The organism is Luteimonas sp. RC10, from assembly GCF_014192745.1.
GTDB lineage: Bacteria > Pseudomonadota > Gammaproteobacteria > Xanthomonadales > Xanthomonadaceae > Luteimonas.
This window is the reverse complement of sequence record NZ_JACHYJ010000002.1, coordinates 417,683-439,902: the sequence shown is the minus strand read 5'-3', so window position 1 is coordinate 439,902 and position 22,220 is coordinate 417,683. Positions and strand designations below refer to the sequence as shown.

The window sequence follows — 22,220 nt, the reverse complement described above, 5'->3', positions numbered from 1 at the left end:
AAATAAGCGACGATGACTGACAACGATTCCGGCCCGGCCGGCGGCGGTGTGCGGCTGGTCCGGGTGACCGACGACCGCGCCGGCCAGCGCCTCGACAACTTCCTGCTGGGCCAGCTCAAGGGCGCGCCGCGGTCGATCGTCTACAAGATCGTGCGCAGCGGCCAGGTGCGGGTGAACGGCGGCCGCGCCAAGGCCGAGCGCAAGCTCGAGGCCGGTGATGAGGTCCGGATCCCCCCAGTCAGGCTGGCGCCGGCCGGGGAGGCGGGCACACCGTCGCGCGGACTGCTGGCGGCGATGGAGGCGAGCATCGTGTTCGAGGATGCGCGGTTGCTGGCGATCAGCAAACCGTCGGGAATCGCCAGCCATGGCGGCAGCGGGATCAGTTTCGGGGTCATCGAGACCTTGCGTGCGCTGCGCCCGAATCAGTCGTTGGAGCTCGTGCACCGGCTCGACCGCGACACCTCGGGGCTGATGGTGCTGGCCAAGAAGCGCTCGGCACTGACTCAACTGCAGGCGCTGATGCGCGAGGACCACGGCGCGGGCATCCGCAAGCGCTATCTGGCGCTGCTGGCCGGGCGCCTGCCCTCCGGCACGATGAGCGTCGATGCGGCGTTGCACGTGGGGCTGCGCCAGGGCGGCGAGCGCCATGTCCAGGTCAACGCCGCGGGCAAGCCCTCGCTGAGCCATTTCCAGGTGCTCGAGCGCCGTGGCGGGCACTCGTACTGCGAGGTGCGGATCGAGACCGGGCGCACTCACCAGATCCGGGTGCACGCCCAGCACATCGGCCATCCGGTGGCTGGCGACGACAAATACGGCGATCTTGCGGTCAACCGGCGGCTGCGCGAGCAGATCGGGCTGCGGCGGCTGTTCCTGCACGCCGCATCGCTGGAATTCGCGCTCGACGATGGCGAGGCCTACGTCCTCAACGCGCCGCTGGCCGATGATCTGCGCGAGGCGCTGGATCGGCTCGGCTGATCAGGGCGCGGGCCGGACTTCAGTTCTGCAAGGTGAACGTCTGCGGAATCCGGACATGGCCCCGCACCGGTTTGCCGTTGCGCCGCGCGGGGGCGTAGCGCCAGTGTCGTGCTGCTTCCATCGCGGCGGCATCGAGCGGGGGGCTGCCGCTGCTCTTGACGATCCGCACATCCCGGAAGGCGCCATCGGCACCGACCTCGATTTGCATCTCGACCGTGCCGCTGACGCCCTCGCGGACGGCCTCCGCCGGATACTTGGGCGGGTGGCTACGGACACTGCGGATGTCGACCGACGCCCCCACGGTGTTGGTGTCGGCGTCGGCGGCCTCGCCGGAGCTGGCCACCTGGCTCGATACGCAGGCCGCAAGCCAGACGGCGAGGGCGGCGGCGAGGGCGATTCTGCGAACGGCCATCAGGCGACCAGCGCGTCGGCCTTGGCCGCGCAGATGAAGTCGTTCTCGCTCAGCCCGCCGACATCGTGGGTCGAGTAGCGGACCTCGACGCGGTCGTAGTGCACACCCAGATCGGGGTGGTGGTCCTCGCGGTGGGCGATGAACGCCAGTGCGTTCACGAACGCCATCGTCCGATGGTAATCCTCGAAGCGGAACGTGCGGGTCAGCGCGCGTCCGTCCTCGGCGAGGGCCCATTCGGGCAGTTGCGGCAGCAACTCGCGCACCCGCGCTTCGGTCAGGCGGTGCTCGGCGCCGCGGCGGGCGATGCAGTGGGCCTGGGCGAGGGGGATGAGATCCGACATCGGCAACTCCTTGGGCAGCGGCGGCCGTTCCCGGACGGCCATTCATGCGACAGACGGCGACCGGCATGTGCGCCGGCGCAGGCTCGCTAGAATACCCCCATGATCAATATCACCGAATCCGCACAGACGCATTTCCGCAAGCTGATCGAGCGCGAAGCGCTCCCGGGGCTGGGGGTGCGCCTGGCCGCGGTCCACGCCGGCACCACGCGCGCGGACGTGCGGCTGGAGTTCGCCGAGCCCGGCGATCTGACCGGCGACGAATGGGCGATCGACTGCGAGGGCTTCACGTTGTGGCTCGACGCGCCGAGCGTGCCCTATCTGGACGGCGCGCAGATCGACTACGAGGCCCGCGCCACGGGCGGGCAGTTGCAGATCCGGGCGCCGAAGATCAAGGGCGAGGCGCCGCCGGAAGCCGCATCGCTGGTGGAGCGGGTGCACTGGGTGGTCGAGAACGAGGTCAATCCGCAGCTCGCCCAGCATCGCGGCAACGTCTCGGTGCAGGAGATCACCGCCGAAGGCGTGGTGGTGCTGCGCTTCGGCGGTGGCTGCCACGGCTGCGGCCTGGTCGATGTGACGCTCAAGCAGGGCATCGAGAAAACGCTGATGGAGAAGGTGCCCGGCGTCACTGCCGTGCGCGACGCGACCGATCACGACAGCGGCAGCGCGCCGTACATGCCGCGCGACGCGGCCTGATCCAGGTCCGGCAGCCGGCGGCCTGCGACGGATGTTCACCTCTGCCGACCTGATCGAGGTGCTCCGTCGCCGGCGGCGGTCGGCCGGATCGACCGAAACGCCGGGGCGCTTTCCGCCCGGATGGGCCGACTGGTTCGCCACCATGCGGGTGCGCGGCGGTGCGGTAACCGGCGCGGCTGCGGCGGCGATCGCCACAGCGCTGGCCGGCCGCCCAGTGCCTCCGCGTCGTCGCGGCACGCCGCCGGCCCATGCGCTGGCCGCCTGGGCCAGCCTGGCCTATCCGCTGTGGGAGCACGATCCCCGGGACGAACGCGGCCTGCGGATCGTGTCGCTGGTGAGTACGCTGCTGATCCAGCTGACGTGGCTGGGCCTGTTGCTGCTGCTGATGCAGGCGCGGTTCCTGGCCGTGACCGACGCTGCCCAAGGCGAGGAACATGTCGTCGAGGCGGTGTTCATCGGCGACGGCACGCCTCGTGACGCCGGGGGCGGCGCAGGCGAGCAGGCACCGGCGCCGCCGACGCCGACGGCTGCCGTTCCGGCTCCGCCTGTCGAGCCTGCCTCCGCACCGGCGCCCGCACCCGTGGCGCCACCAGCGGCCCAGGATCCCGCGCCCGCGAGCACGGTGGCCGATGCGGACGGCGCGCCTGCGCAGGACGTGCTGCAGGTCACCGAGACGCCGCTGCCCGACAGCGCATTCACCTTGCCGCCGCCGCGTCCGGCGGTGCCGGTGCCGGAAGTCGCGGTCCGCGAGCGCCAGGTGCCCGACGCCACGCTGCAGGCGGTCGAGGTGCCGGCCATCCGTGGGCCGCAACGCATCGACCTGGCGCCACCTAGGCCCGAGGCACCGACATTGGAGGTCGAGGTCCGCGAGCGGGCGGTGGCGCAGGCGACCGAGACGGTGCGCCTGCCGACCGCGACGCGGCCGCAAGTGGCGGTCGAGGCCCCGACGCCGGCATCGCGGCCCACGCCCGAGGTGGCCGCGCGCGAACGCTCGGTGCCGCTGCGCGATCCCGCGCCTGCGCCTGCTGCCGAGGTCGCGGCCACCCCGGCCCCGGCCGCGGTGCCGGCGCCGCCCGTACCAAGTGGCGCGGCGACGCCCGTGCCTGCGCCAGGCGCGGGCGAACGGACGCCGGCGTCGACTGCCGGTCGCGGGCCTAGCGTTGCGTCCCCGCCGGGGGCTGCGCCGTCGACCCGTGCCGCCGATGACTGGGGCGACGCCGACACCGCGCGCGACGGCGGCCGTCCCGGCAGCCCGTCGGGCCTGTTCGGCGCCGATGGCCGCCCGCGCCTGGCCGACGGTGGGCGTGTCGGCGGCGGACTGCCGCCGGGCACGATCACCGAGGATTTCGAGAAGATCGACCGCATGGGCACCTGGCTGCGGCGGCCGGCGCCGGGCTACGAGTCGACACGCTTCGACCGCTACTGGGTGCCCAGCGAGTCGCTGCTGGAAGAATGGGTGCGGCGCAGCGTGCAGACGGTGCTGATCCCGATTCCCGGCACCAGCAAGACCATCCAGTGCAGTGTTGCGTTGCTGGCGTTCGGCGGCGGCTGCGGGATCACCGATCCGAACATGCAGGACGTCGAGACCGACGGCCGTCCGCCGCCGGACGTGCCGTGGAAGCCGGAGTTGCAGGAAGACCGCGACAGCCTGCGCAAGTGAGGCCGCGGGACGCCGAGCTTTTTCGATGACCGAACACGCAGCCCAACCTCGGGCGAGGGCTGCGCTTCGACCCATCGCGCAGTAATGCTGGGCTCGCTCTACGGCGCGCAGGTCAGGCCAAAGGCTGAAACCCGCAGCCGACTAGACCCAATAGCAGCGCAGATGCAGAGCGGATCAACGTGTTGATCCGCGCACGGGGCCCCATCCTGCGTTGAGAGAACGCACCCGGACTTGCGCGACGGCAACGACGGTTAGCGGTCGTGCACGCCGCGCAGATCGCGCAGCTGGCTGGGCTGGTCGGCGAAGTAGGCGGCGAGGTCTGCAATCTGCTGATCGCTCAGGCCCGTGGCCTGCTGCGACATCAGTGCGTGCTCGCGTGTCCCGTCGCGGTAGGCCTGGAGTGCATGGGCGATGTAGTCGCGGTACTGCCCACCGATCTTCGGATAGGTCGGGTCGAGCGGCGCATTGCCGCCGGCGCCGTGGCAATCGATGCAGGTCTGGCCGGTGGCGGCGCTCTTGACGTTGGCGGCGCGCTCGCCTGCCTGCACAGAGCCATTGGGCAGGCCGGCCGAAGACGTGCCGCCGCTGGCATGCGCCTGGTCATCGGCAGCGGGGCCGCTGCAGGCGGCCAGCGCCAGGCAGGTCATGGCGGGGATCAACACAAAGAGGGTCCGGTTCATGCCGCTCACTGGGTCAGCTCCGAAAGAAACGCGGCGATGTCGGCGATGTCCTGGTCCGAGAAGCTCTGCGCCTGCGCCTGCATCGTCGGATGCCGGCGGGTGCCGCGCTTGTACTCGTTGAGCGCATTGACCAGGTACTGGGAGGATTGACCGCCGATCCGGGGCACGTGGTAGTGCGGATACACGTTGCGGTAGCCCTCGACGCCGTGGCAGCCCTGACAGGTGTAGGTCAGGGTCCGGCCGTTGCCGGCATCGCCCACCAGCGGCGCATTGGACGCGGTGGCAGGGGCGGCGGCGGTCTGCGCAGGGGCGGAGGGGGACGCCATCGCGGCGAGGGTGAGGCAGGAGGCGAGCAGCAGCGGTCGCGTCATCTTGGTATCCGCAATCCTGAGTGGCTGGAACGGCTGTCGGGGGAGCGTCGGACGTGACCCGCGGGCGGTCGCTGAACCGCGGGCAACCAGTCCAGTATAGCCATGGGTGTTGTGCAAACCCAACGACTCCGCGTGGACCATGCCTGACGCCGGAGGTCACCATGACCAATGGCGGATGGAACCCGTATGTTCGGGTGAACTACATTGCTACCACACCGTAGGGGTCATTCCATTCCAATGTCGACACTGCTCGTCCGCGCGTCCACGGGACGCATCCTCACTGGTGGCCTGTTGCTGGCGGCCGCCCTTGGCTTGAGCGCTTGCAAGGGGGGCGGGGGCGATGCCCAGGCCAAGCCCGGCGAGGCGGCGCAGGCGCCGGTGCCGGTGGAGACCGACACCGTGGCGCGGCGCAGCGTGGCGGCGAGCTACGTGGGCACCGCGTCGCTGGAGGTGCCCCGTGGCGCGGATGTGGTCGCCAAGACCTCGGGCATCGCGCTGGAGGTGCTGGCCGAGGAGGGCGATGCGGTCCGTGCCGGCCAGCCGCTGGTGCGACTCGACCCCGACCGTGCGCGCCTGGCGGTGCTGCAGAGCCGGGCGACGATGGGCAAGCTGGAGAACAGCTACCGCCGCGCCCAGCAACTCGTCGGCCAGCAGATGATCAGCGCCAACGACCTGGACCAGATCAAGTTCGATCTCGACACCGCGCGCGCGCAGTACGAGATGGCGCAACTGGAACTGTCCTATACGACGGTCACCGCACCGATCGCCGGGGTGATCTCCCAGCGCATGATCCGTACCGGCAACTTCGTGCAGATCAACACGCCGATCTTCAGCATCGTCGACAACGCGCGCATCGAGGCGACGCTCAATGTCCCGGAGCGCGAGTTGCGCGTGCTCAAGCGTGGCCAGCCGGTCCGGTTGCAGGTCGATGCACTGCCGGGCGAATCGTTCGAGGGCGTCGTCGAGCGCGTCGCCCCGGTGGTCGAATCGCGCAGCGGCACGTTCCGCGTGGTGACCGCTTTCGCTGGCACCGATGCGCTGCGCGCGGGCATGTTCGGGCGCATCCACATCGACTACGACCAGCGCGCCGACGCGCTGGTGATCCCGCGCGCCGCGCTGCTCGACGACGGCGACCAGGCCGCAGTGTTCACCGTGCGTGACGGCAAGGCGGTGCGCGTGCCGGTGACGCTGGGCTATGTCGACGGCGATCTGATCGAAGTTCGTGACGGCCTTGCGGACGGCATGCAGGTGGTGACCGCGGGCAAGGTCGCGCTGCGCGAGGGCAGCCCGGTGCAGGTGATCGGCGCGGCCCCCGTCGCAGCTGCCAAGCCCGCCACCGACGCCAAGAGCGACGCGCAGTAATGGCCGGCGCCTCCCACGAGGGCCCCGCCGGCGACGGCCCGGCCGCGGACCCGCACGCCACTGCGCCCAGGCGCTTCGATCTGGTCGAGTTCTCCACGCGCCGCCGCGTGACCGTGTGGATGGTCGCGATCAGCATGATGCTGTTCGGCCTGATCGCGCTGACCAACCTCAAGGTCAACCTGCTGCCCGATCTCAGCTATCCCACGCTGACCGTGCGCACCGAATACACCGGCGCGGCGCCGTCGGAGATCGAGACGCTGGTCAGCGAGCCGGTCGAGGAGGCGCTGGGCGTGGTCAAGGGCGTGCGCAAGCTGCGCTCGATCTCGCGGACCGGTCAGAGCGATGTGGTGCTGGAGTTCGCCTGGGGTACCGACATGGACCAGGCGAGCCTGGAGGTGCGCGACAAGCTCGAAACCCTGCAGTTGCCGCTCGAGGTCAAGCCGCCGGTGCTGCTGCGCTTCAACCCGTCCACCGAGCCGATCCTGCGCCTCGCACTGACCGCGGGCGACAAGGGCGATGCGGTCGACGAGCTGACCCGCATGCGTCGCTACGCCGACGACGATCTGAAGAAGAAGCTCGAGCCGGTGGGCGGCGTGGCCGCGGTCAAGGTCGGCGGCGGCTTCGAGGACGAAGTGCAGGTGGAGCTGGACCTGCAGCAGATGGCGCGCATCGGCCTGCCGATCGAGAACGTGATCCAGCGCCTGCAGCAGGAGAACATCAACCTGTCGGGTGGTCGTCTCGACCAGGGCACCCAGCGCTACCTGGTGCGCACGGTCAACCAGTTCGCGAGCGTCGAGCAGATCGGCGAGATGCTGGTGGCCACGCAGTCGGGTGGCGACAACGCCGCGGCCAGTGCGGCGCAGCAGATGGCCGCGATCGCGGCGGCGAGCGGCTCGCAGGCGGTGCTCGCGGCGGCGGCGTCGGTGCAGAACGCCTCGGGCGCGGACGGCGCGACGATCGCGGGGGGGCGTGCGATCCGCCTGCGCGACATCGCCACCGTGCGCCAGGGCTTCAAGGAGCGCGAGAGCATCATCCGGCTCGGCGGCGACGAGGCGGTGGAGCTGGCGATCTACAAGGAGGGCGATGCGAATACCGTGTCGACCGCCGATGCGATCCAGGCGAGGCTGGAGGTGATCCGCAAGGATCTGCCGACCGGCATGACGCTGACCGTCGTCGACGACCAGTCCAAGTTCGTGCGGGCGGCGATCAACGACGTGCGCACCGATGCGCTGATCGGCGGCACCCTGGCGGTGCTGATCATCTTCCTGTTCCTGCGCAACGGCTGGAGCACGCTGGTGGTGAGCCTGTCGCTGCCGGTCTCGATCATCACCACGTTCTTCTTCATGGGCCAGCTGGGGCTGAGCTTGAACGTGATGTCGCTCGGCGGCCTGGCGCTTGCGACCGGCCTGGTGGTCGACGATTCGATCGTTGTGCTCGAGTCGATCGCCAAGGCGCGCGAACGCGGGCTGGGCGTGCTGGAGGCCGCGATCACCGGCACGCGGGAAGTGGGCATGGCGGTGATAGCCTCGACGCTGACGATCATCGCGGTGTTCCTGCCGCTGGTGTTCGTCGAGGGTATTGCCGGCCAGTTGTTCCGCGACCAGGCGCTGACGATCGCGATCGCGGTCGGCGTGTCGCTGCTGGTGGCGATGACGCTGATCCCGATGCTGGCCTCGCTCAAGGGCCGGCCGCCGCTGGCGTTCCCGGAAGAAGCGCCGCATCCGCAGTGGCGCCCGGAGCGCCGCTGGCAGAAACCGTTCGCAGCCACCGGCCGTGGCATCGGTGCCGGCATCCGCGGCGTGCTGTTCGGCCTGGCCTGGCTGCTCATCCGTCTGTGGCGCGGCGTCTCGCACGTGGTCGGCCGCGTGATGGGACGCGCCAGTGATATGGCGATGGCGCCCTACGAGCGCGCCGAGCGCGGCTATATGCGCATCCTGCCGGCGGCGCTGGCGCGTCCGTGGCTGGTGCTGGGGACCGCGACTGCGGTGTTTGTGGTCAGCATGTTCGCCGTGCCACTGCTGGGTACCGACCTGATTCCGCAGCTGGCACAGGACCGGTTCGAGATGACCGCCAAGCTGCCACCCGGCACGCCGTTGCGCGAGACCGACCGCATCATGCGCGAGGTGCAGCAGGCGCATCGCGACGATGACGGCGTGGCCTTGCTGTTCGGCGTGAGCGGCAGCGGCACCCGGCTGGACGCGAATCCCACCGAGAGCGGCGAGAACATCGGTCGGCTGAGCATCGTCATGAGCGGTGGTGGCAGCCGTGAGTTCGAGGCGCAGCAGACCGACCGTCTGCGCGAGACCATGCGCCGGTATCCCGGGGTCGCGGTCGACTTCTCGCGGCCGCAGATCTTCAGCTTCTCCACGCCGCTGGAGATCGAGCTGCGCGGCCAGGATCTCGAGGGGCTGGCGAAGGCCGGGCAGCGCATGGCCGAACTGTTGCGGGCCAATCCGCACTACGCCGACGTCAAGAGCACGGTGGAACAGGGCTTTCCCGAGATCCAGATCGTCTTCGACCAGGAGCGTGCGGGTGCGTTCGGCCTGACCACGCGGCAGATCGCCGATGCGGTGGTACGTGCGGTGCGCGGCGAAGTGGCCACACGCTACAACTTTCGCGACCGCAAGATCGACGTGCTGGTGCGTGCGCAGGAGCACGAGCGCGATTCGGTGGAGCGCATCCGCAACCTGATCGTCAACCCGGGCAGTGGCGCTGCGGTGCGGCTGGATTCGGTCGCCGACGTGATCGCGACCATCGGCCCGAGCGAGATCCATCGCGCCGACCAAGTGCGCGTGGCGGTGGTGTCGGCGAACCTGCGCGACATCGATCTGGGCGCGGCGATGGCCGAGGTGCGGCAGATGGTCGCCCAGAATCCGCTCGGCCCCGAGATCGGGTTGCACATCGGTGGCCAGGGCGAAGAGCTGGCCGAGTCGATGCGCTCGCTGCTGATGGCGTTCGCGCTGGCGATCTTCCTGGTCTACCTGGTGATGGCCTCGCAGTTCGAGTCGCTGCTGCATCCGTTCGTGATCCTGTTCACGATCCCGCTGGCGATGGTCGGTGCGATCGGGGCGCTGCTGCTGACCGGCAACACGATCTCGGTCGTCGCCTTCATCGGTTTGATCCTGATGGTGGGCCTGGTGGTCAAGAACGCGATCATCCTGATCGACAAGGTCAACCAGCTGCGCGAGGCCGGCATGGCCAAGCGCGAGGCACTGGTCGAGGGCGCGCGCTCGCGTCTGCGTCCGATCGTCATGACCACGCTGGCGACGCTGTTCGGCTTTCTGCCGCTGGCGCTGGCGCTGGGCGAGGGCGCGGAGGTGCGCTCACCGATGGCGATCACCGTCATGGGTGGCCTTGCGGTGTCGACCGTGCTCACGCTGCTGGTGATTCCGGTGGTCTACGACCTGCTGGATCGCAAGTCCGATGCGTTCTACGCCGAGCGCGGTCGTCGCGCGCGCCTGGGCGCGGCGGCCGAGCGTGATGGGGCGGAGGCCGGCACGCCATGAGCATCGCCGAGCTGAGCCTGCGTCGCCCGGTCACCACCATCATGTGTTTCGTCTCGATGGTGGTGATCGGTCTGATTGCCGCGGTCCGCCTGCCGCTGGAGGCGTTGCCCGATCTGACGATGCCGATCCTCTACGTGCAGATGCCGTATGCCGGCTCGACGCCGGCGGAAGCCGAGCAGAATCTGCTGCGCCCGGCCGAGGAAGCGCTGGCGACGATGGGTGGGATCAAGCGCATGCGCGGCGAGGCGAGCGCGGATGGTGCGGGCGTCTTGCTGCAGTTCTCGGACTGGGACCGCGACATCGCGATCAGCGCGGCCGAGGCGCGCGAGAAGATCGACGCGATCCGCAGCGACCTGCCCGACGACTTTCGTCGCTATTTCGTCCACAAGTGGACGACCAGCGACGAGGCGGTGCTGCGCCTGCGGCTGGCCGCCAATGTCGACCTGTCGGGCAGTTACGAAATGATCGACCGGCAGCTCAAGCGCCGGCTCGAACGGGTGCCCGGTGTGGCGCGGGTGGAGATCAGTGGCGCGGCGCCGAACGAAGTCGAGATCGCGGTCCAGCCCGATCGCCTGACCGCACACGGCATCGAACTCAACGCCCTGGCCACCCGCCTGCGCGCATTGAACTTCTCGGTCTCGGCCGGCCAGATTCTCGATGGCGGGCAGCGCCTGCGGGTGCAGCCGCTGGGTGAGATCCAGGACCTTCAGCAACTACGTGACCTGGTGATCGACCAGAAGGGGCTGCGGCTGTCGGATATCGCCGATGTGCGCTTCAAGCCGCAGCGCATGGATTACGGCCGGCGCCTCGACGGGCGCGCGGCGGTGGGGCTGGAAATCTTCAAGGAGCGCGACGCCAACCTCGTCGAGGTCGCGCGTACCGTGCTGGCCGAAGTCGAGACCGCGCGCAGCGAACCGGGGCTGGAGGGCATCGACGTCAAGGTCATCCAGAACATGGGTGAGGAAGTGACGTCCTCGCTGCTGGAACTGGTCGAGGCGGGCGCGATCGGTCTGGTGCTGTCGATCGTCGTGCTGTACTTCTTCCTGCGTCACTGGCCATCGACGCTGATGGTGACGCTGGCGATCCCGATCTGCTTCATCATCACCCTGGGCTTCATGCATTTCTTCGATGTCACGCTCAACGTGCTGTCGCTGATGGGCTTGCTGCTGGCGGTCGGCATGCTCGTCGACAATGCCGTGGTGGTGGTGGAGAGCATCTACCAGGAACGCGAACGCATGCCCGACCAGCCCTGGCTGGCCTCGGTGCTGGGTACGCGGCACGTCGCGATCGCGCTGTCGGCCGGCACGCTGTGCCACTGCATCGTGTTCGTGCCCAACATGCTGGGCGAGACCAACAACATCAGCATCTTCATGAACCAGCTGGCGATCACCATTTCGGTGTCGTTGCTGGCCTCGTGGCTGGTCGCCGTGAGTCTGATCCCGATGATGTCGGCGCGCATGAAGACGCCGCCGGCGGTCTCGCGGCCCAATGGGCTGATCCCGCGCATGCAGCGCGGCTATGCGCGGGTGCTGCGCTGGTCGCTGCAGCACCGGGGCTGGTCGGTGGCCGGCATCGCCTTGGTGGTGGCGTTGAGCCTGCTGCCGATGAGCCAGATCAAGTTCGATATGTTCGGCGACAGCGGCGGCGGCAAGGAAATCCAGCTCTACTACCAGTGGAAGGGCAGCTACAACCTGCAGCAGCGCTCCGAGGAGGTGCGTCGCTACGAGACGTTCCTCGACGAGCACCGAGAGCAGTATCGGATCCGGCAGCTCTATTCGTGGTTCGGTGAGGGCGGCGACTCGGGCACGATCATCACGTTCAATGACGATGTGGGGGACACCCGGGTGCTGTCGGACGCGATCAGCGAGGCGCTGCCCAAGTCCGCGCGCGCCGATGTGGGCGTGCGTGGCGGCGGCGGTGGGGGCGGCGGTGGCGGGGCCGGCGGCAGCCAGGGTGTGCAGGTGCAACTGGTCGGCGATTCGACCCAGGTCCTGCGCGAGATCGCCGATGGCGTGATCCCGATCCTGGCGGCCAATCCGGCGCTGCGCGACGTGCGCGTGGACTCGGGCGATCTCAACCACGAGCTTCGGATCAGCGTCGATCGCGACCGTGCGGCCGCCTTTGGATTCTCGGCCGAGCAGGTGTCGAACTTCGTCGGCCTGGCCCTGCGCGGCAGCCAGTTGCGCGAGTTCCGGCGTGGCGACGACGAGGTGCCGGTGTGGGTGCGCTTCGCGGGCGCGGAGACCTACAGCGAGGCCGATATCGCCGCGTTCATGGTCCGCGCGCCCGATGGTCGCAGCGTACCGCTGACCAGCCTGGTCGAGATGCGCGTCGAGCCCTCCTCCAGCAAGATCACCCGCAACGACCGGCAGACGTCGTTGACGCTGCAGGCCAACCTTGCCGGTGGAACCACGATGCCCGACGCCCGCAAGGCGCTGGAGCAGACGCTGGACACGGTCGCGTTCCCCGCCGGCTACGGGTACAGCTTCTCGGGCAGCGGCTTCGAGGACGATGCGGCAGCCAGCCAGCAGATGCTGTTCAACCTGCTGATCGCGGTGATCATGATCTACGTGGTGATGGCGGCGGTGTTCGAATCGCTGCTGTTCCCGGCGGCGATCATGAGCTGCGTGCTGTTCTCGGTGTTCGGCGTGTTCTGGCTGTTCTGGCTCACGGGCACCGCGTTCACGGTGATGGCCTTCATCGGCATCCTGGTGCTGATGGGCGTGGTCGTGAACAACGGCATCATCATGGTCGAGCACATCAACAACCTGCGCCGACGCGGCATGCCGCGCCTGGAAGCGCTGGTGGAGGGCAGTCGCGAGCGCTTGCGCCCGATCATGATGACAATGGGCACCGCGATCCTGGCGATGGTGCCGATCTCGCTCAGCGACACTGTCGTCCTCGGTGGTCTGGCGTACTCGCCGATGGCGCGTGCGGTTGCCGGCGGGTTGGCGTTCTCGACCGTGGTCAGCCTGCTGTTCCTGCCGACGATCTACGCGATTCTCGACGACCTGCGGCACGGCACGGCGCGCATGCTCCGCCGCGCACGGGGCGTGCCGGCGAGCGTATCCACGGCGTCGTAGCCTCCGTGGTCCGCGTCGCTCGGCGGCGCGGGCCATGCCGTCTTGAGATCCGGTGGTCGGCGCCGGACCTGCGTGTCCGCGGCGGTCAGTGCAGCAGCTTGCCGAAGATCCGAAGACCGGCCACCCACACGCCGATGCTCGATCCCAGGTTGGTGAACAGGAAGTTGAGGATCGTCCGCGAGACGCGGTTGCGGTACCAGCCGCGGAACGTGCCGGCATCGTCGCGCAGGGCCAGGAAGTCGCCGTAGGCGGGCTTGCGCATGTGCGCCTCGATCAGCGCACTGAACAGACCGGGCGACACGCCCGGTGGGCGGAACGGCTTGAGCGGCGCGGCAATCGCCGCGGCCAGGATACCCAGCGGATGCGCGGCGGCGGCAATCGCGCCCAGCGCCGCGAATACGGCGGTGATCAACACCCATTCCTCGAGCAACTGGCGGCCGACGTCGGCGCCGCCATGCCAGTAGCCCCAGCCGATCATCGCCAGGATCAGCGCCATCAACAGGGTGGTGAACCACGGGAACCGGCGCGTACTCGGCGCCTGCTCCAGCTCGGTCCGAATCGCCGACGGCGCCTGGGTATCCTCGGCGAGGTGGCGCGCGATGCCGGCCAGGTGGCCGGCGCCGACGACCGCCAGCACTTCGCGGGCCTGACCGACATCGCCGCGCAGGCGCGCGGCCATGTAGCGGTCGCGCTCGGCGATGATGGTCTCGTAGAGCTTGGGATCGCTGCGGGCAAAATCACCGAAGCTCGACTCGAGCATGTCGCCCTGCTTGAGCTTCTCGATCTCGTCCTCGCCCATTTCCTCGTTGGTCAGCAGGCCCGACATCAGGCTGCTGCCGAGCCGGAGCTTGCCCAGCAGCCCGAGCCGTGCCGAGGTGCGGCGGAAGGTCAGGCCGACATCGCGGTCGATCAGTGCGACCGGCAGGCCGCGGGCATCGGCGAGCGCGACGGCGCGCTTGAGCTCGGCGCCCGGTTCGATGCCGAGCTGCTCGGCGAGCCTGCGCTGGTAGGCCGACAGCGCCAGATTGGCGGCAAACAGCGCGACCCGGCCCTTGCGGATCACGTCGACCAGATTGAGCTTGCCCAGCGCGTCGGGGTCGGTGATCGCCTGCAGGCGCTGCGGGTCGAGTTCGACCGCGACCGTGTCGAATGCGCCGCTGCCGATCGCATCCTCGACCGCCTCCACGCTGACTTTCGAGACGTGGGCGGTACCCAGCAGCGTGTAGCGCACACCGTCGCGCTCGACGATCGCGTGCGGCTGCGTCTGCCAGGACGAGGGGGCGGCGGAATCGGTCATCGGGTCATTCGTCTTCGGGTGGGGTGGTGGCGCCGGCGCCCAGCGCGCGTTGCATCAAGATGGTGTCGAGCCAGCGGCCATGCTTGCGGCCCGAGCCGGGCAGCACGCCGACGGTCTCAAAGCCCAGGCGCGCGTGGAACCGGACCGACGGGCCGTCCTGCGGCGGGCCGATCACCGCGATCATCTGGCGGAAGCCACGCTGCGCGCAGGACTCGATCAGCGCCTCCATCAGCCGACGTCCGACGCCCTGGCCGTGCACCGCCGGCACGATGTAGACCGAGCTTTCGACGGTGAAGCGATAGCCGATGCGCGCGCGGAAACTGCCGGCATAGGCATAGCCGGCAAAGCGGCCGTCGAGCTCTGCGACCAGATACGGAAAGCCGGCCTGGCGCAGCGCCGCCCAGCGTCGGCGCATCTCGTCGCTGTCCGGCGCGTCGTACTCGTAGGTGGCCACGCCGTCGACGACCTCCCGCGCATAAAGCGCGGCGATCGCGTCCAGGTCGCCGTCGGTCGCGTCGCGGATCAGGACGCCGGAGGTGGGGGCGGCCACCGGCGTCAGTCGATATAGCGCTTGAGCAGATCGCCGTAGGCGTCGATCCTGCGGTCGCGAAGGAACGGCCAGATCCGGCGCACATGCTCGCTGCGCCCCAGATCCACCTCGCAGGTCAGCAGCGTCGGATCGCCGCCGGCCTGCGCAAGGAACTCGCCCTGCGGGCCGAGCACGTGGCTGTTGCCCCAGAAGTCGATGCCGGCCGCACCCAGCGGTGAGGGCTCGTGGCCGACCCGGTTGCACGAGAGCACCGGCAGGCCATTGGCCACCGCGTGCCCGCGGTGGCTGAGAATCCAGGCATCGCGCTGGCGGGTCTTCTCGGCGTCGTCGTCGCCCGGATCCCAGCCGATCGCGGTGGGGTAGAGCAGCAGGTCCGCGCCGGCCAGCGCCATCAGCCGGGCGGCCTCGGGGTACCACTGGTCCCAGCACACCAGCAGGCCGAGCCGGCCGACCGAGGTGTCGATCGGCTTGAATCCCAGATCGCCCGGGGTGAAATAGAACTTCTCGTAGAAGCCCGGATCGTCGGGGATGTGCATCTTGCGGTACTTGCCCGCCAGGCTGCCGTCGGCGTCGAACACCACCCCGGTGTTGTGATACAGGCCGGCGGCGCGGCGCTCGAACAGCGAGCTCACCAGCACCACCTGATGCTGGCGGGCGAGCGCGGACAGGCGCTCGGTGCTCGGGCCGGGGATCGGCTCGGCCAGGTCGAACGCGTCGACGTTCTCCTCCTGGCAGAAGTACGCGCCGTTGTGCAGTTCCTGCAGCAGCACCAGCCGCGCGCCTTGGCGCGCCGCCTCGCGCACGCGCGTCTCGATGATCGACAGGTTGGCCTCGGCGTTGTCGGCGCCGCGATCGATGATGGCGCGTTCCTGGATCAGCGCGACGGGCAGGGTGGTCTTGCGGGTCATGGCGGCAGCGATGCGGGACTTGAAAAGGCCGACCATGCTAACGCGGATGAGCGCGTGCGCCCGCGCGCCGGCCACCGCCGTTCAGAGCGCGTCAAAGCGTGGCTGCGAGCGCGACAACGTCGGCGGTGAAGCTCGGATAGTCCAGCGCCGGTGCATGCGGGGTGTCGCGGCGCCGGATCTGCCGCACCGCGACCAGGCGCTTGTCGGGCACGACGACGATGTACTGTCCGAGGAAGCCCTCGGCGGCGTAGGCCACCACCGGCCCGGTGTCCTCGTCGAACAGGTCCGCGCGCGCGATGCCGCGTTCGCTGACCTCGCGGGCGTAGATCGCCGGCCAGTCGTCGCCCAGCAGCTCGCCGAGCGCGGTCCGCAGGCCGGCGGTGCCTGCCAGCGGCTTGTCGCGCAGTTGCGCCAGAGCCTCGATCCAGCGCGGGTCGGCCCCGCGCGTGCGGGCGGCATCGATGGCCTCGGGGCGCAGGCGCAGGACCTGCCAGGCCGGGATCCGCCACCACAGCAGGCCCACGCGCGCCGAATGCGGTCCCGGCGTGAACAGCGCGGTGACGAACCCTTCGGGCAGCAGACGCTTGCCGTCCGGGGTCACGCCATCGTCGAGCAGCAGACGGCCGATCTTGGCCGCGTCGTGCGCGGTCAGCGGCAGGCCGGCCATGCCATGCGGCTGGCCCGACACGTCCCGGTACCAGGGGCCTGGCACGATGCCCAACGGCTGGAACAGCCGCTCGTTCAGATAGACGTCCATCGGACGTCCCGCCGCCTTGCCGATCAGGCCGGCCAGCAGGTTGGTCGCCTTGTTGTTGTAGGCGAAGACCTCGCCCGGCGGCGTCGACAGTTCGGCGGCGAGCGCGAGCTGTACGGCGTCGGGGGCCGGGTAGATCTCCTCGCCGGCGTTGGGCGCGTTCTGCAGGCCCGAGGTGTGGTCGAGCAGCATGCGCACGGTGATGTCGCGTTTGCGCCCCTGGGCCCACTCGGGGAAGAAGGTGTGGACGGGGGTGTCGAGCGAGTCCAGCTTGCCATCGGCCAGCAGCAGGCCCACGCCCAGCGCCACTACCGACTTGGTCGCCGACATCAGTTCGATCGGCGCGCGCGCCGGGTCAGTGGCGGTGTCGACCAGCACGCGACCGTCGTGGACGATCAGCAACGCATCGGATTCGGCGGCCGTGGAGGCCGCCTGCAACCGGGCCAGTGCATCGGCGGGGGTGTCCTGGCCCGGCGCGGACGCCAGCGCCGTGGCGGACAACAGCAAGGCCGCGAGAGCGGCGAGCACGGGGCGGGGCATCGAAAGCACTCCAGGCGGCGGGCCAGAGTGGCGACACGTGTAGTCAAGCTCCAGTGCCGTTGGTCATGCCCGCCCGGGGCTGCGCAGCTCAGCCTGCGAGCAGCCCCTGCGGCAACTGCATGGTGATGCAGTGCAGGCTGCCGTTCTGCCAGATCAGCGGACGACAGGGCACCTGCACGATCTCGCGTCCCGGATACGCCTGCGCCAGCACGGCGGCGGCGGCCTCGTCGGCCGGGTCGCCATAGGCGGGCATCAGCACCGCGCCGTTGAGAATCAGATAGTTCGCATAGCTGGCGGCAAGGCGACGTCCCTGGTCGAGGATCGGCTGCGCCCAGGGCAGCGGGAACAGCCGGTACGGCGTGCCCTTGGACGTGCGCAGTGCCGCGATCTCGTCGGCCATCGCCTGCAGTTCGGCGTGATGCGGGTCGTTCGTGTCGTCGCAGGCCTGGAAGACGATCGCATCGTCCGGCGCGAACCGGGCGAGCGTGTCGATGTGGGCATCGGTGTCGTCGCCCTCGAGGTAGCCGTGGTCGAGCCACAGCACGCGGTCCTGCGCCAGCCAGTCCGCCAGCCGCGCGCTCAGTACCTCACGCGAGGTCTCGGGGTGGCGCTCGTGCAGGCAGCGCCAGGTCGTGAGCAGCGTGCCGGCCCCGTCGGTCTCGATCGCGCCGCCCTCCAATGCGAAGTCGATCTGCCGGCGCTGGGCGCGGCCTTCGAACAGCCCGGTCGCATGCAGGTGCCCGACCAGCAGGTCGTCGCGGCTGGCCTCGAACTTGCCGCCCCAGCCGGTGAAGCGGAAGTCGTTGAGGACGAACGCATCGCCGCCCGCATCGCCGCCGACGAGCGTGATCGGCCCCGAATCGCGCAGCCAGGTATCGTCGTAGGCCGCCTCGACGAAGCGCACGCGGTCCATATCGACGCGGTTGGAGGCCAGGCGTACATAGGCGTAGCTCTGGACGTCCTCGTCGGGCACGCAGATCAGCACCGGTTGGAAGCGGGTAATGGCCGCGACCAGCGCGATATAGGTGTCCTCGACCTCGCCCAGGCGCTCGGCCCAGTCGGTGTCTTCGGTCGGCCAGGCGATCAGGATCGCGGACTGGGGTTCCCACTCCGCGGGGAAGCGCATTGCGGTCTTGGTCATGGACTCAACGGATGGCGGGCTTGGGGCCGATCTCGGACGCGGTCGCGCGATTGGCGACCGTGTCGACGACCCGGTTGCGCTCGAAATAGACGGTGAAGGCGGGATAGACCCAGCGGTGGATCGTCGGCCATTGCCGCTTCTGCCCACCGCGCGGTTCGAGCCGTTCGGATGGCGCGCCGAAGTCGGCTTCGACCTGCGCCATCGTCATGCCGCGTGCGGGGACCGCCAACCCGGCTGGCTGTCGGCTGCGGTCGACCAGCAGGGTGTCGGCCGTGGCCGGTGCGGTGCCGAGCAACAAGGTGGCGCCCAGCGCGGCGGCTGCGAACATCGTGACGGGGGAACGCGACATGACGGACTCCTGGCCTGCGAACGGGAAGGCGTGGCCGGGAACCCGGCCGCATGGCGGCGGTGTAGCAGACGGCCTGCGATGGCGCTGCATGCGGCCGGCGCCGATACGACGAAGGGCCGCATCGCTGCGGCCCTTGCGTGCCGCGCCCGGCCCGCAGGGCTGGCGCAGAATTGCCGGAACACCGCGGCGCCGGGGCGCGCGTGCTCCGCCTCGCTCTTAGCGCTGACGCGCCTTGAAGCGGGGATTGGACTTGCAGATCACGAAGACCTTGCCGCGGCGACGCACAACCTTGCAATCGCGGTGGCGGGTCTTCGCCGACTTCAGGGACGACAGGACCTTCATGACAAACCTCTGGGATGGGATACGAACGGCAAGCCGGCTATTCTAGCGGCTTATTTCCACCTGATTCAAGCGCTTGGGCCCTCGGGCGCCTGCGCAGGAGACGCATTATGACGGCCGAGGTGCCAGTGTTGACGATCGACGGGCCCTCCGGGTCGGGCAAGGGCACGATCAGCCGGGCGGTCGCGCAGCGGCTGGGCTGGCATTACCTGGACTCGGGGGCCTTGTATCGGGCGGTCGCCGTGTCGGCCGGCTGGGCCGATCTCGATCTGGGGGATGCCGGCGCGCTGGTGCGCTGCGCCTTCGATACCACGATCGCCTTCCGTGACGATGCCTTTGGCGAGCCGCGGGTGATCGTCAACGGGCACGACGCCACCGACGAGCTCCGGACCGAGACCGCGGGGGCGGCGGCCTCGGCGATCGCGGCCATTCCCGAGGTCCGTGCGGCGCTCAAGGACCGGCAGCGCGCATTCAGGACGCCGCCGGGACTGGTCGCCGACGGGCGCGACATGGGCACGGTCATCTTTCCCGACGCGCGCTGGAAGGTGTTTCTGACCGCGAGCGCCGAGGAGCGCGCCGAGCGTCGCTATAAACAGTTGAAGGGCAAGGGGGTTTCGGTGACAATGGACGGTCTGCTGCGCGAGATCCTCGCGCGTGACGCCCGCGATGCCAGCCGCGCAGTGGCGCCGTTGCGGCCGGCCGAGGAGGCCGTCCGCATCGACACCACCGGCCTGGGCATCGAGGCCGTCGTGGCGCAGGTGCTGGCGCTGCTGCCGGCGCGCATGGACTGAACCCCGGTCCGGCGCGCCTGCTGTCGCCGGCGCGCCCAGCAGTCGCGTGCCCCCGGACGGAGCGTCCGGTCGCATGCCGCAGCCGCAACACCGCGTCATCGCTCCAACGGTTCCGGCATCGCGCCCAAGGCGCGGCGCCGGGTGTTCTTCCATGCCAACACTCACGGCCCTGCAATCCCGCGACGGCCGATCAACGGGTGGACCTGACGGTACCGCGCTTCGTCGCTGGCCGGCCCGGTCCGACATCAACCAGGTATTCACCAAATGACCGAATCATTCGCAGAACTGTTCGAACAGAGCCAGACCAACCTGGCCAAGCTCAAGCCGGGCGCCATCGTCACCGGCGTCGTGGTGCAGGTCCGCACCGACGTCGTCGTGATCAACGCCGGCCTGAAGTCCGAAGGCATCGTGCCGATCGAGCAGTTCCGTAACGAGGCCGGCGAGATCGACGTGGCCGAGGGCGACACCGTCAAGGTGGCGCTGGACTCGCTCGAAAACGGCTTCGGCGAGACCGTGCTCTCGCGCGAGAAGGCCAAGCGCGCGATGGTGTGGGACGAACTCGAGGAAGCGCTCGAGAAGAACGAGACCATCACCGGCCGCATCAGCGGCAAGGTCAAGGGCGGCTTCACCGTCGACATCAAGGATGTCCGCGCGTTCCTGCCCGGCTCGCTGGTCGACGTGCGCCCGGTCCGCGACCCGGTCTACCTCGAGGGCAAGGAACTCGAGTTCAAGCTGATCAAGCTCGATCGCAAGCGCAACAACGTCGTCGTCTCGCGCCGCGCGGTCGTCGAGAGCGAGCACTCCGAAGAGCGCGAAGCGCTGATGGAGAAGCTGGTCGAGGGCGCCGTGCTCAAGGGCGTGGTCAAGAACCTCACCGACTACGGCGCGTTCGTCGACCTGGGCGGCATCGACGGCCTGCTGCACATCACCGACATGGCCTGGAAGCGCGTGCGCCATCCGTCCGAAGTGGTGGAAGTGGGTCAGGAGCTCGAAGTGCGCGTGCTCAAGTACGACCGCGAGCGCAACCGCGTCAGCCTCGGCCTCAAGCAGCTGGGCGAGGATCCGTGGGACAACATCTCGCGCCGTTATCCGTCCAACACCCGCGTGTTCGGCAAGGTCTCCAACGTCACCGATTACGGCGCGTTCGTCGAGATCGAGCCGGGCGTCGAGGGTCTGGTGCACGTCTCGGAGATGGACTGGACCAACAAGAACGTCAACCCGTCCAAGGTGGTGCAGGTCGGTGACGAGGTCGAGGTCATGGTGCTCGACGTCGACGAAGAGCGTCGCCGCATCTCGCTGGGCATCAAGCAGGTCACCAGCAACCCGTGGGAGACCTTCGCTGCGATCCACAAGAAGGGCGACAAGGTTGACGGTCAGATCAAGTCGATCACCGACTTCGGCATCTTCATCGGTCTGGACGGCGGCATCGACGGCCTGATCCACCTGTCGGACATCGCCTGGAACTCGACCGGCGAGGACGTGGCCCGCAACTTTAAGAAGGGCGACACCCTCGAGGCCGTCGTGCTGGCGGTCGATCCGGAGCGCGAGCGTATCTCGCTGGGCGTCAAGCAGCTCGAGCAGGATCCGCTGGGCCAGTTCATGGCCAACAACCCGCGTGGCTCGAAGGTCTCGGGCACCGTGAAGGAAGTCGACGCCAAGGGTGCGGTCATCGACCTGGGCGAGGGCGTGGAAGGCTACGTGTCGGCGCGCGACATCAGCGACCAGCGCATCGACGATGCCAGCCAGCATCTGAAGGTCGGCCAGGAGATCGAGGCCAAGTACTTCGGCATGGACCGCAAGACCCGTTCGTTGCAGCTGTCGATCCGCGCCAAGGACGAGGCGGAGACCGCCGAGACCCTGGCCGAGTACAACAAGCAGGCCTCGGACGCGTCGAGCGGCACCACCAAGCTGGGCGCGCTGCTGCGCGAACAGCTGGGCAACAAGTCGGAGTAATGCGTTCGGCGCCGGTCCGGGGGTCGTCCCCGGGCCGGCGTTTGCGCATCTGCAAACAGAGACATGACGAAGTCGGAACTCATCGAGCTGCTGACCCAGCGGCAGGCCCACCTCAAGGGCGAGGACGTCGACCTGGCGGTCAAGGCCATGCTCGAAATGATGGGCGGCGCGTTGGCGGCGGGCGATCGCATCGAGGTCCGTGGCTTTGGCAGCTTCTCGCTGCATTTCCGTCCACCGCGTACCGGCCGCAATCCCAAGACCGGCGACGCTGTGGCGCTGCCGGGCAAGCACGTCCCGCATTTCAAGCCGGGCAAGGAACTGCGCGATCGCGTCAGCGACGTGCAACCGCTGCCCGCGGACGAGTGAGCGCGCCAAGGCGCGCCGTTTTCTTTCTTCCCGGTGCCGCCGCAGATGGTTGGCACCGCCGATCCCCGAGCGGTTAGGATCGACGACGGCCCGTCGACCGTCGTCGCGATGCCGTGGTCGCGTGTGTCGGCCGCGCCGCGCGACGTGGA

The 22,220-nt window shown here is 69.2% G+C and carries 19 protein-coding genes and 1 pseudogene; 9 read left to right on the top strand and 11 right to left on the bottom strand.

Features of this window, described 5'->3' with window-relative positions; translation table 11 throughout:
- The first annotated feature begins 12 nt into the window (after positions 1-12).
- Positions 13-975 (top strand): RluA family pseudouridine synthase, encoded by a 963-nt coding sequence (locus FHW73_RS05770; RefSeq protein ID WP_183425753.1) that lies wholly within the window; start codon positions 13-15, stop codon positions 973-975.
- Positions 976-994: 19 nt separating this feature from the next.
- Here the strand turns inward: FHW73_RS05770 and FHW73_RS05765 are convergent, their stop codons facing one another.
- Both FHW73_RS05765 and FHW73_RS05760 read right to left on the bottom strand, forming a co-directional pair.
- On the bottom strand, positions 995-1,387 hold the full coding sequence (locus FHW73_RS05765; protein ID WP_183425752.1) for an energy transducer TonB: 393 nt from the start codon (positions 1,385-1,387) through the stop codon (positions 995-997).
- Complete coding sequence (locus tag FHW73_RS05760) at positions 1,387-1,728, bottom strand: 4a-hydroxytetrahydrobiopterin dehydratase (RefSeq protein WP_183425751.1); 342 nt, start codon at positions 1,726-1,728, stop codon at positions 1,387-1,389. The genes FHW73_RS05765 and FHW73_RS05760 overlap by 1 nt, the downstream gene beginning before the upstream one ends.
- Before the next feature lie 99 nt (positions 1,729-1,827).
- Here FHW73_RS05760 and FHW73_RS05755 point away from each other — a divergent pair, with 99 nt between their 5' ends.
- Complete coding sequence (locus tag FHW73_RS05755; protein WP_183425750.1) at positions 1,828-2,421, top strand: NfuA family Fe-S biogenesis protein; 594 nt, start codon at positions 1,828-1,830, stop codon at positions 2,419-2,421.
- A gap of 31 nt (positions 2,422-2,452) precedes the next feature.
- Positions 2,453-4,081: a hypothetical protein gene (locus FHW73_RS05750; RefSeq protein ID WP_183425749.1), complete on the top strand. Its 1,629-nt coding sequence runs from the start codon at positions 2,453-2,455 to the stop codon at positions 4,079-4,081.
- A gap of 251 nt (positions 4,082-4,332) precedes the next feature.
- Here FHW73_RS05750 and FHW73_RS05745 read toward each other — a convergent pair whose 3' ends face one another.
- On the bottom strand, positions 4,333-4,728 hold the full coding sequence (locus FHW73_RS05745) for a cytochrome c (RefSeq protein ID WP_255492769.1): 396 nt from the start codon (positions 4,726-4,728) through the stop codon (positions 4,333-4,335).
- A 38-nt stretch (positions 4,729-4,766) separates the two neighbouring features.
- A complete protein-coding gene (locus tag FHW73_RS05740; RefSeq protein ID WP_183425747.1) occupies positions 4,767-5,132 on the bottom strand; it encodes a cytochrome c in 366 nt (121 codons plus the stop codon).
- A 237-nt stretch (positions 5,133-5,369) separates the two neighbouring features.
- Here FHW73_RS05740 and FHW73_RS05735 point away from each other — a divergent pair, with 237 nt between their 5' ends.
- Genes FHW73_RS05735 through FHW73_RS05725 form a run of 3 tightly spaced genes read left to right on the top strand, consistent with a single transcriptional unit; the run spans position 5,370 to position 13,083 of the window.
- A complete protein-coding gene (locus FHW73_RS05735) occupies positions 5,370-6,494 on the top strand; it encodes an efflux RND transporter periplasmic adaptor subunit (RefSeq protein WP_183425746.1) in 1,125 nt (374 codons plus the stop codon).
- Positions 6,494-10,000, top strand: a complete 3,507-nt coding sequence (locus FHW73_RS05730) for an efflux RND transporter permease subunit (protein ID WP_183425745.1) — start codon at positions 6,494-6,496, stop codon at positions 9,998-10,000. Before FHW73_RS05735 ends, FHW73_RS05730 begins: the two co-directional genes overlap by 1 nt.
- A complete protein-coding gene (locus FHW73_RS05725; RefSeq protein ID WP_183425744.1) occupies positions 9,997-13,083 on the top strand; it encodes an efflux RND transporter permease subunit in 3,087 nt (1,028 codons plus the stop codon). Before FHW73_RS05730 ends, FHW73_RS05725 begins: the two co-directional genes overlap by 4 nt.
- An 85-nt stretch (positions 13,084-13,168) precedes the next feature.
- Here the strand turns inward: FHW73_RS05725 and FHW73_RS05720 are convergent, their stop codons facing one another.
- The 7 genes from FHW73_RS05720 to ykgO form a co-directional block, all read right to left on the bottom strand.
- On the bottom strand, positions 13,169-14,380 hold the full coding sequence (locus FHW73_RS05720) for a TraB/GumN family protein (protein WP_183425743.1): 1,212 nt from the start codon (positions 14,378-14,380) through the stop codon (positions 13,169-13,171).
- A 4-nt stretch (positions 14,381-14,384) separates the two neighbouring features.
- Positions 14,385-14,930, bottom strand: coding sequence for an N-acetyltransferase family protein (locus FHW73_RS05715; RefSeq protein WP_345776149.1), 546 nt, complete (start codon positions 14,928-14,930; stop codon positions 14,385-14,387).
- 5 nt (positions 14,931-14,935) lie between these two features.
- Positions 14,936-15,838 carry a carbon-nitrogen hydrolase gene (locus FHW73_RS05710; protein ID WP_183425742.1) on the bottom strand — a complete coding sequence of 301 codons (903 nt, stop codon included), beginning with the start codon at positions 15,836-15,838 and terminating at the stop codon, positions 14,936-14,938.
- Between the two features lie 91 nt (positions 15,839-15,929).
- Entirely contained in the window at positions 15,930-17,132 is a 1,203-nt protein-coding gene (locus FHW73_RS05705; RefSeq protein WP_183425741.1) for a serine hydrolase domain-containing protein, read from the bottom strand.
- Positions 17,133-17,220: 88 nt separating this feature from the next.
- Complete coding sequence (locus FHW73_RS05700) at positions 17,221-18,273, bottom strand: agmatine deiminase family protein (protein ID WP_183425740.1); 1,053 nt, start codon at positions 18,271-18,273, stop codon at positions 17,221-17,223.
- A gap of 4 nt (positions 18,274-18,277) precedes the next feature.
- On the bottom strand, positions 18,278-18,601 hold the full coding sequence (locus tag FHW73_RS05695; protein WP_183425982.1) for a hypothetical protein: 324 nt from the start codon (positions 18,599-18,601) through the stop codon (positions 18,278-18,280).
- 237 nt (positions 18,602-18,838) lie between these two features.
- The gene (gene ykgO, locus FHW73_RS05690; RefSeq protein ID WP_005913193.1) at positions 18,839-18,964 is read right to left on the bottom strand and encodes a type B 50S ribosomal protein L36; all 126 of its coding nucleotides are present in this window, start codon (positions 18,962-18,964) and stop codon (positions 18,839-18,841) included.
- Positions 18,965-19,071: 107 nt separating this feature from the next.
- On the opposite strand from ykgO, the gene cmk reads away from it, so the two are divergent.
- The 3 genes and pseudogenes from cmk to FHW73_RS05675 all read left to right on the top strand — a co-directional run.
- Positions 19,072-19,752, top strand: coding sequence for a (d)CMP kinase (gene cmk, locus FHW73_RS05685; protein WP_183425739.1), 681 nt, complete (start codon positions 19,072-19,074; stop codon positions 19,750-19,752).
- A 264-nt stretch (positions 19,753-20,016) separates the two neighbouring features.
- Entirely contained in the window at positions 20,017-21,705 is a 1,689-nt protein-coding gene (rpsA, locus tag FHW73_RS05680; protein WP_183425738.1) for a 30S ribosomal protein S1, read from the top strand.
- 39 nt (positions 21,706-21,744) lie between these two features.
- Positions 21,745-22,071 (top strand): annotated as a pseudogene (locus tag FHW73_RS05675) (integration host factor subunit beta); the annotation flags it as partial.
- Between the last annotated feature and the right edge of the window lie 149 nt (positions 22,072-22,220).

Excerpts from the sequence above, each read along its gene's own strand:
- FHW73_RS05745 (WP_255492769.1), bottom strand. The coding sequence starts at position 4,728 with ATGACCTGCCTGGCGCTGGCCGCCTGCAGCGGCCCCGCTGCCGATGAC.
- FHW73_RS05740 (WP_183425747.1), bottom strand. The coding sequence starts at position 5,132 with ATGACGCGACCGCTGCTGCTCGCCTCCTGCCTCACCCTCGCCGCGATG.
- FHW73_RS05765 (WP_183425752.1), bottom strand. The coding sequence starts at position 1,387 with ATGGCCGTTCGCAGAATCGCCCTCGCCGCCGCCCTCGCCGTCTGGCTT.
- FHW73_RS05760 (WP_183425751.1), bottom strand. The coding sequence starts at position 1,728 with ATGTCGGATCTCATCCCCCTCGCCCAGGCCCACTGCATCGCCCGCCGC.
- FHW73_RS05695 (WP_183425982.1), bottom strand. The coding sequence starts at position 18,601 with ATGTTCGCAGCCGCCGCGCTGGGCGCCACCTTGTTGCTCGGCACCGCA.
- FHW73_RS05755 (WP_183425750.1), top strand. The coding sequence starts at position 1,828 with ATGATCAATATCACCGAATCCGCACAGACGCATTTCCGCAAGCTGATC.
- FHW73_RS05700 (WP_183425740.1), bottom strand. The coding sequence starts at position 18,273 with ATGACCAAGACCGCAATGCGCTTCCCCGCGGAGTGGGAACCCCAGTCC.
- rpsA (WP_183425738.1), top strand. The coding sequence starts at position 20,017 with ATGACCGAATCATTCGCAGAACTGTTCGAACAGAGCCAGACCAACCTG.
- FHW73_RS05750 (WP_183425749.1), top strand. The coding sequence starts at position 2,453 with ATGTTCACCTCTGCCGACCTGATCGAGGTGCTCCGTCGCCGGCGGCGG.
- FHW73_RS05705 (WP_183425741.1), bottom strand. The coding sequence starts at position 17,132 with ATGCCCCGCCCCGTGCTCGCCGCTCTCGCGGCCTTGCTGTTGTCCGCC.
- FHW73_RS05710 (WP_183425742.1), bottom strand. The coding sequence starts at position 15,838 with ATGACCCGCAAGACCACCCTGCCCGTCGCGCTGATCCAGGAACGCGCC.
- FHW73_RS05730 (WP_183425745.1), top strand. The coding sequence starts at position 6,494 with ATGGCCGGCGCCTCCCACGAGGGCCCCGCCGGCGACGGCCCGGCCGCG.
- FHW73_RS05725 (WP_183425744.1), top strand. The coding sequence starts at position 9,997 with ATGAGCATCGCCGAGCTGAGCCTGCGTCGCCCGGTCACCACCATCATG.
- FHW73_RS05720 (WP_183425743.1), bottom strand. The coding sequence starts at position 14,380 with ATGACCGATTCCGCCGCCCCCTCGTCCTGGCAGACGCAGCCGCACGCG.
- FHW73_RS05735 (WP_183425746.1), top strand. The coding sequence starts at position 5,370 with ATGTCGACACTGCTCGTCCGCGCGTCCACGGGACGCATCCTCACTGGT.
- ykgO (WP_005913193.1), bottom strand. The coding sequence starts at position 18,964 with ATGAAGGTCCTGTCGTCCCTGAAGTCGGCGAAGACCCGCCACCGCGAT.
- FHW73_RS05770 (WP_183425753.1), top strand. The coding sequence starts at position 13 with ATGACTGACAACGATTCCGGCCCGGCCGGCGGCGGTGTGCGGCTGGTC.
- cmk (WP_183425739.1), top strand. The coding sequence starts at position 19,072 with ATGACGGCCGAGGTGCCAGTGTTGACGATCGACGGGCCCTCCGGGTCG.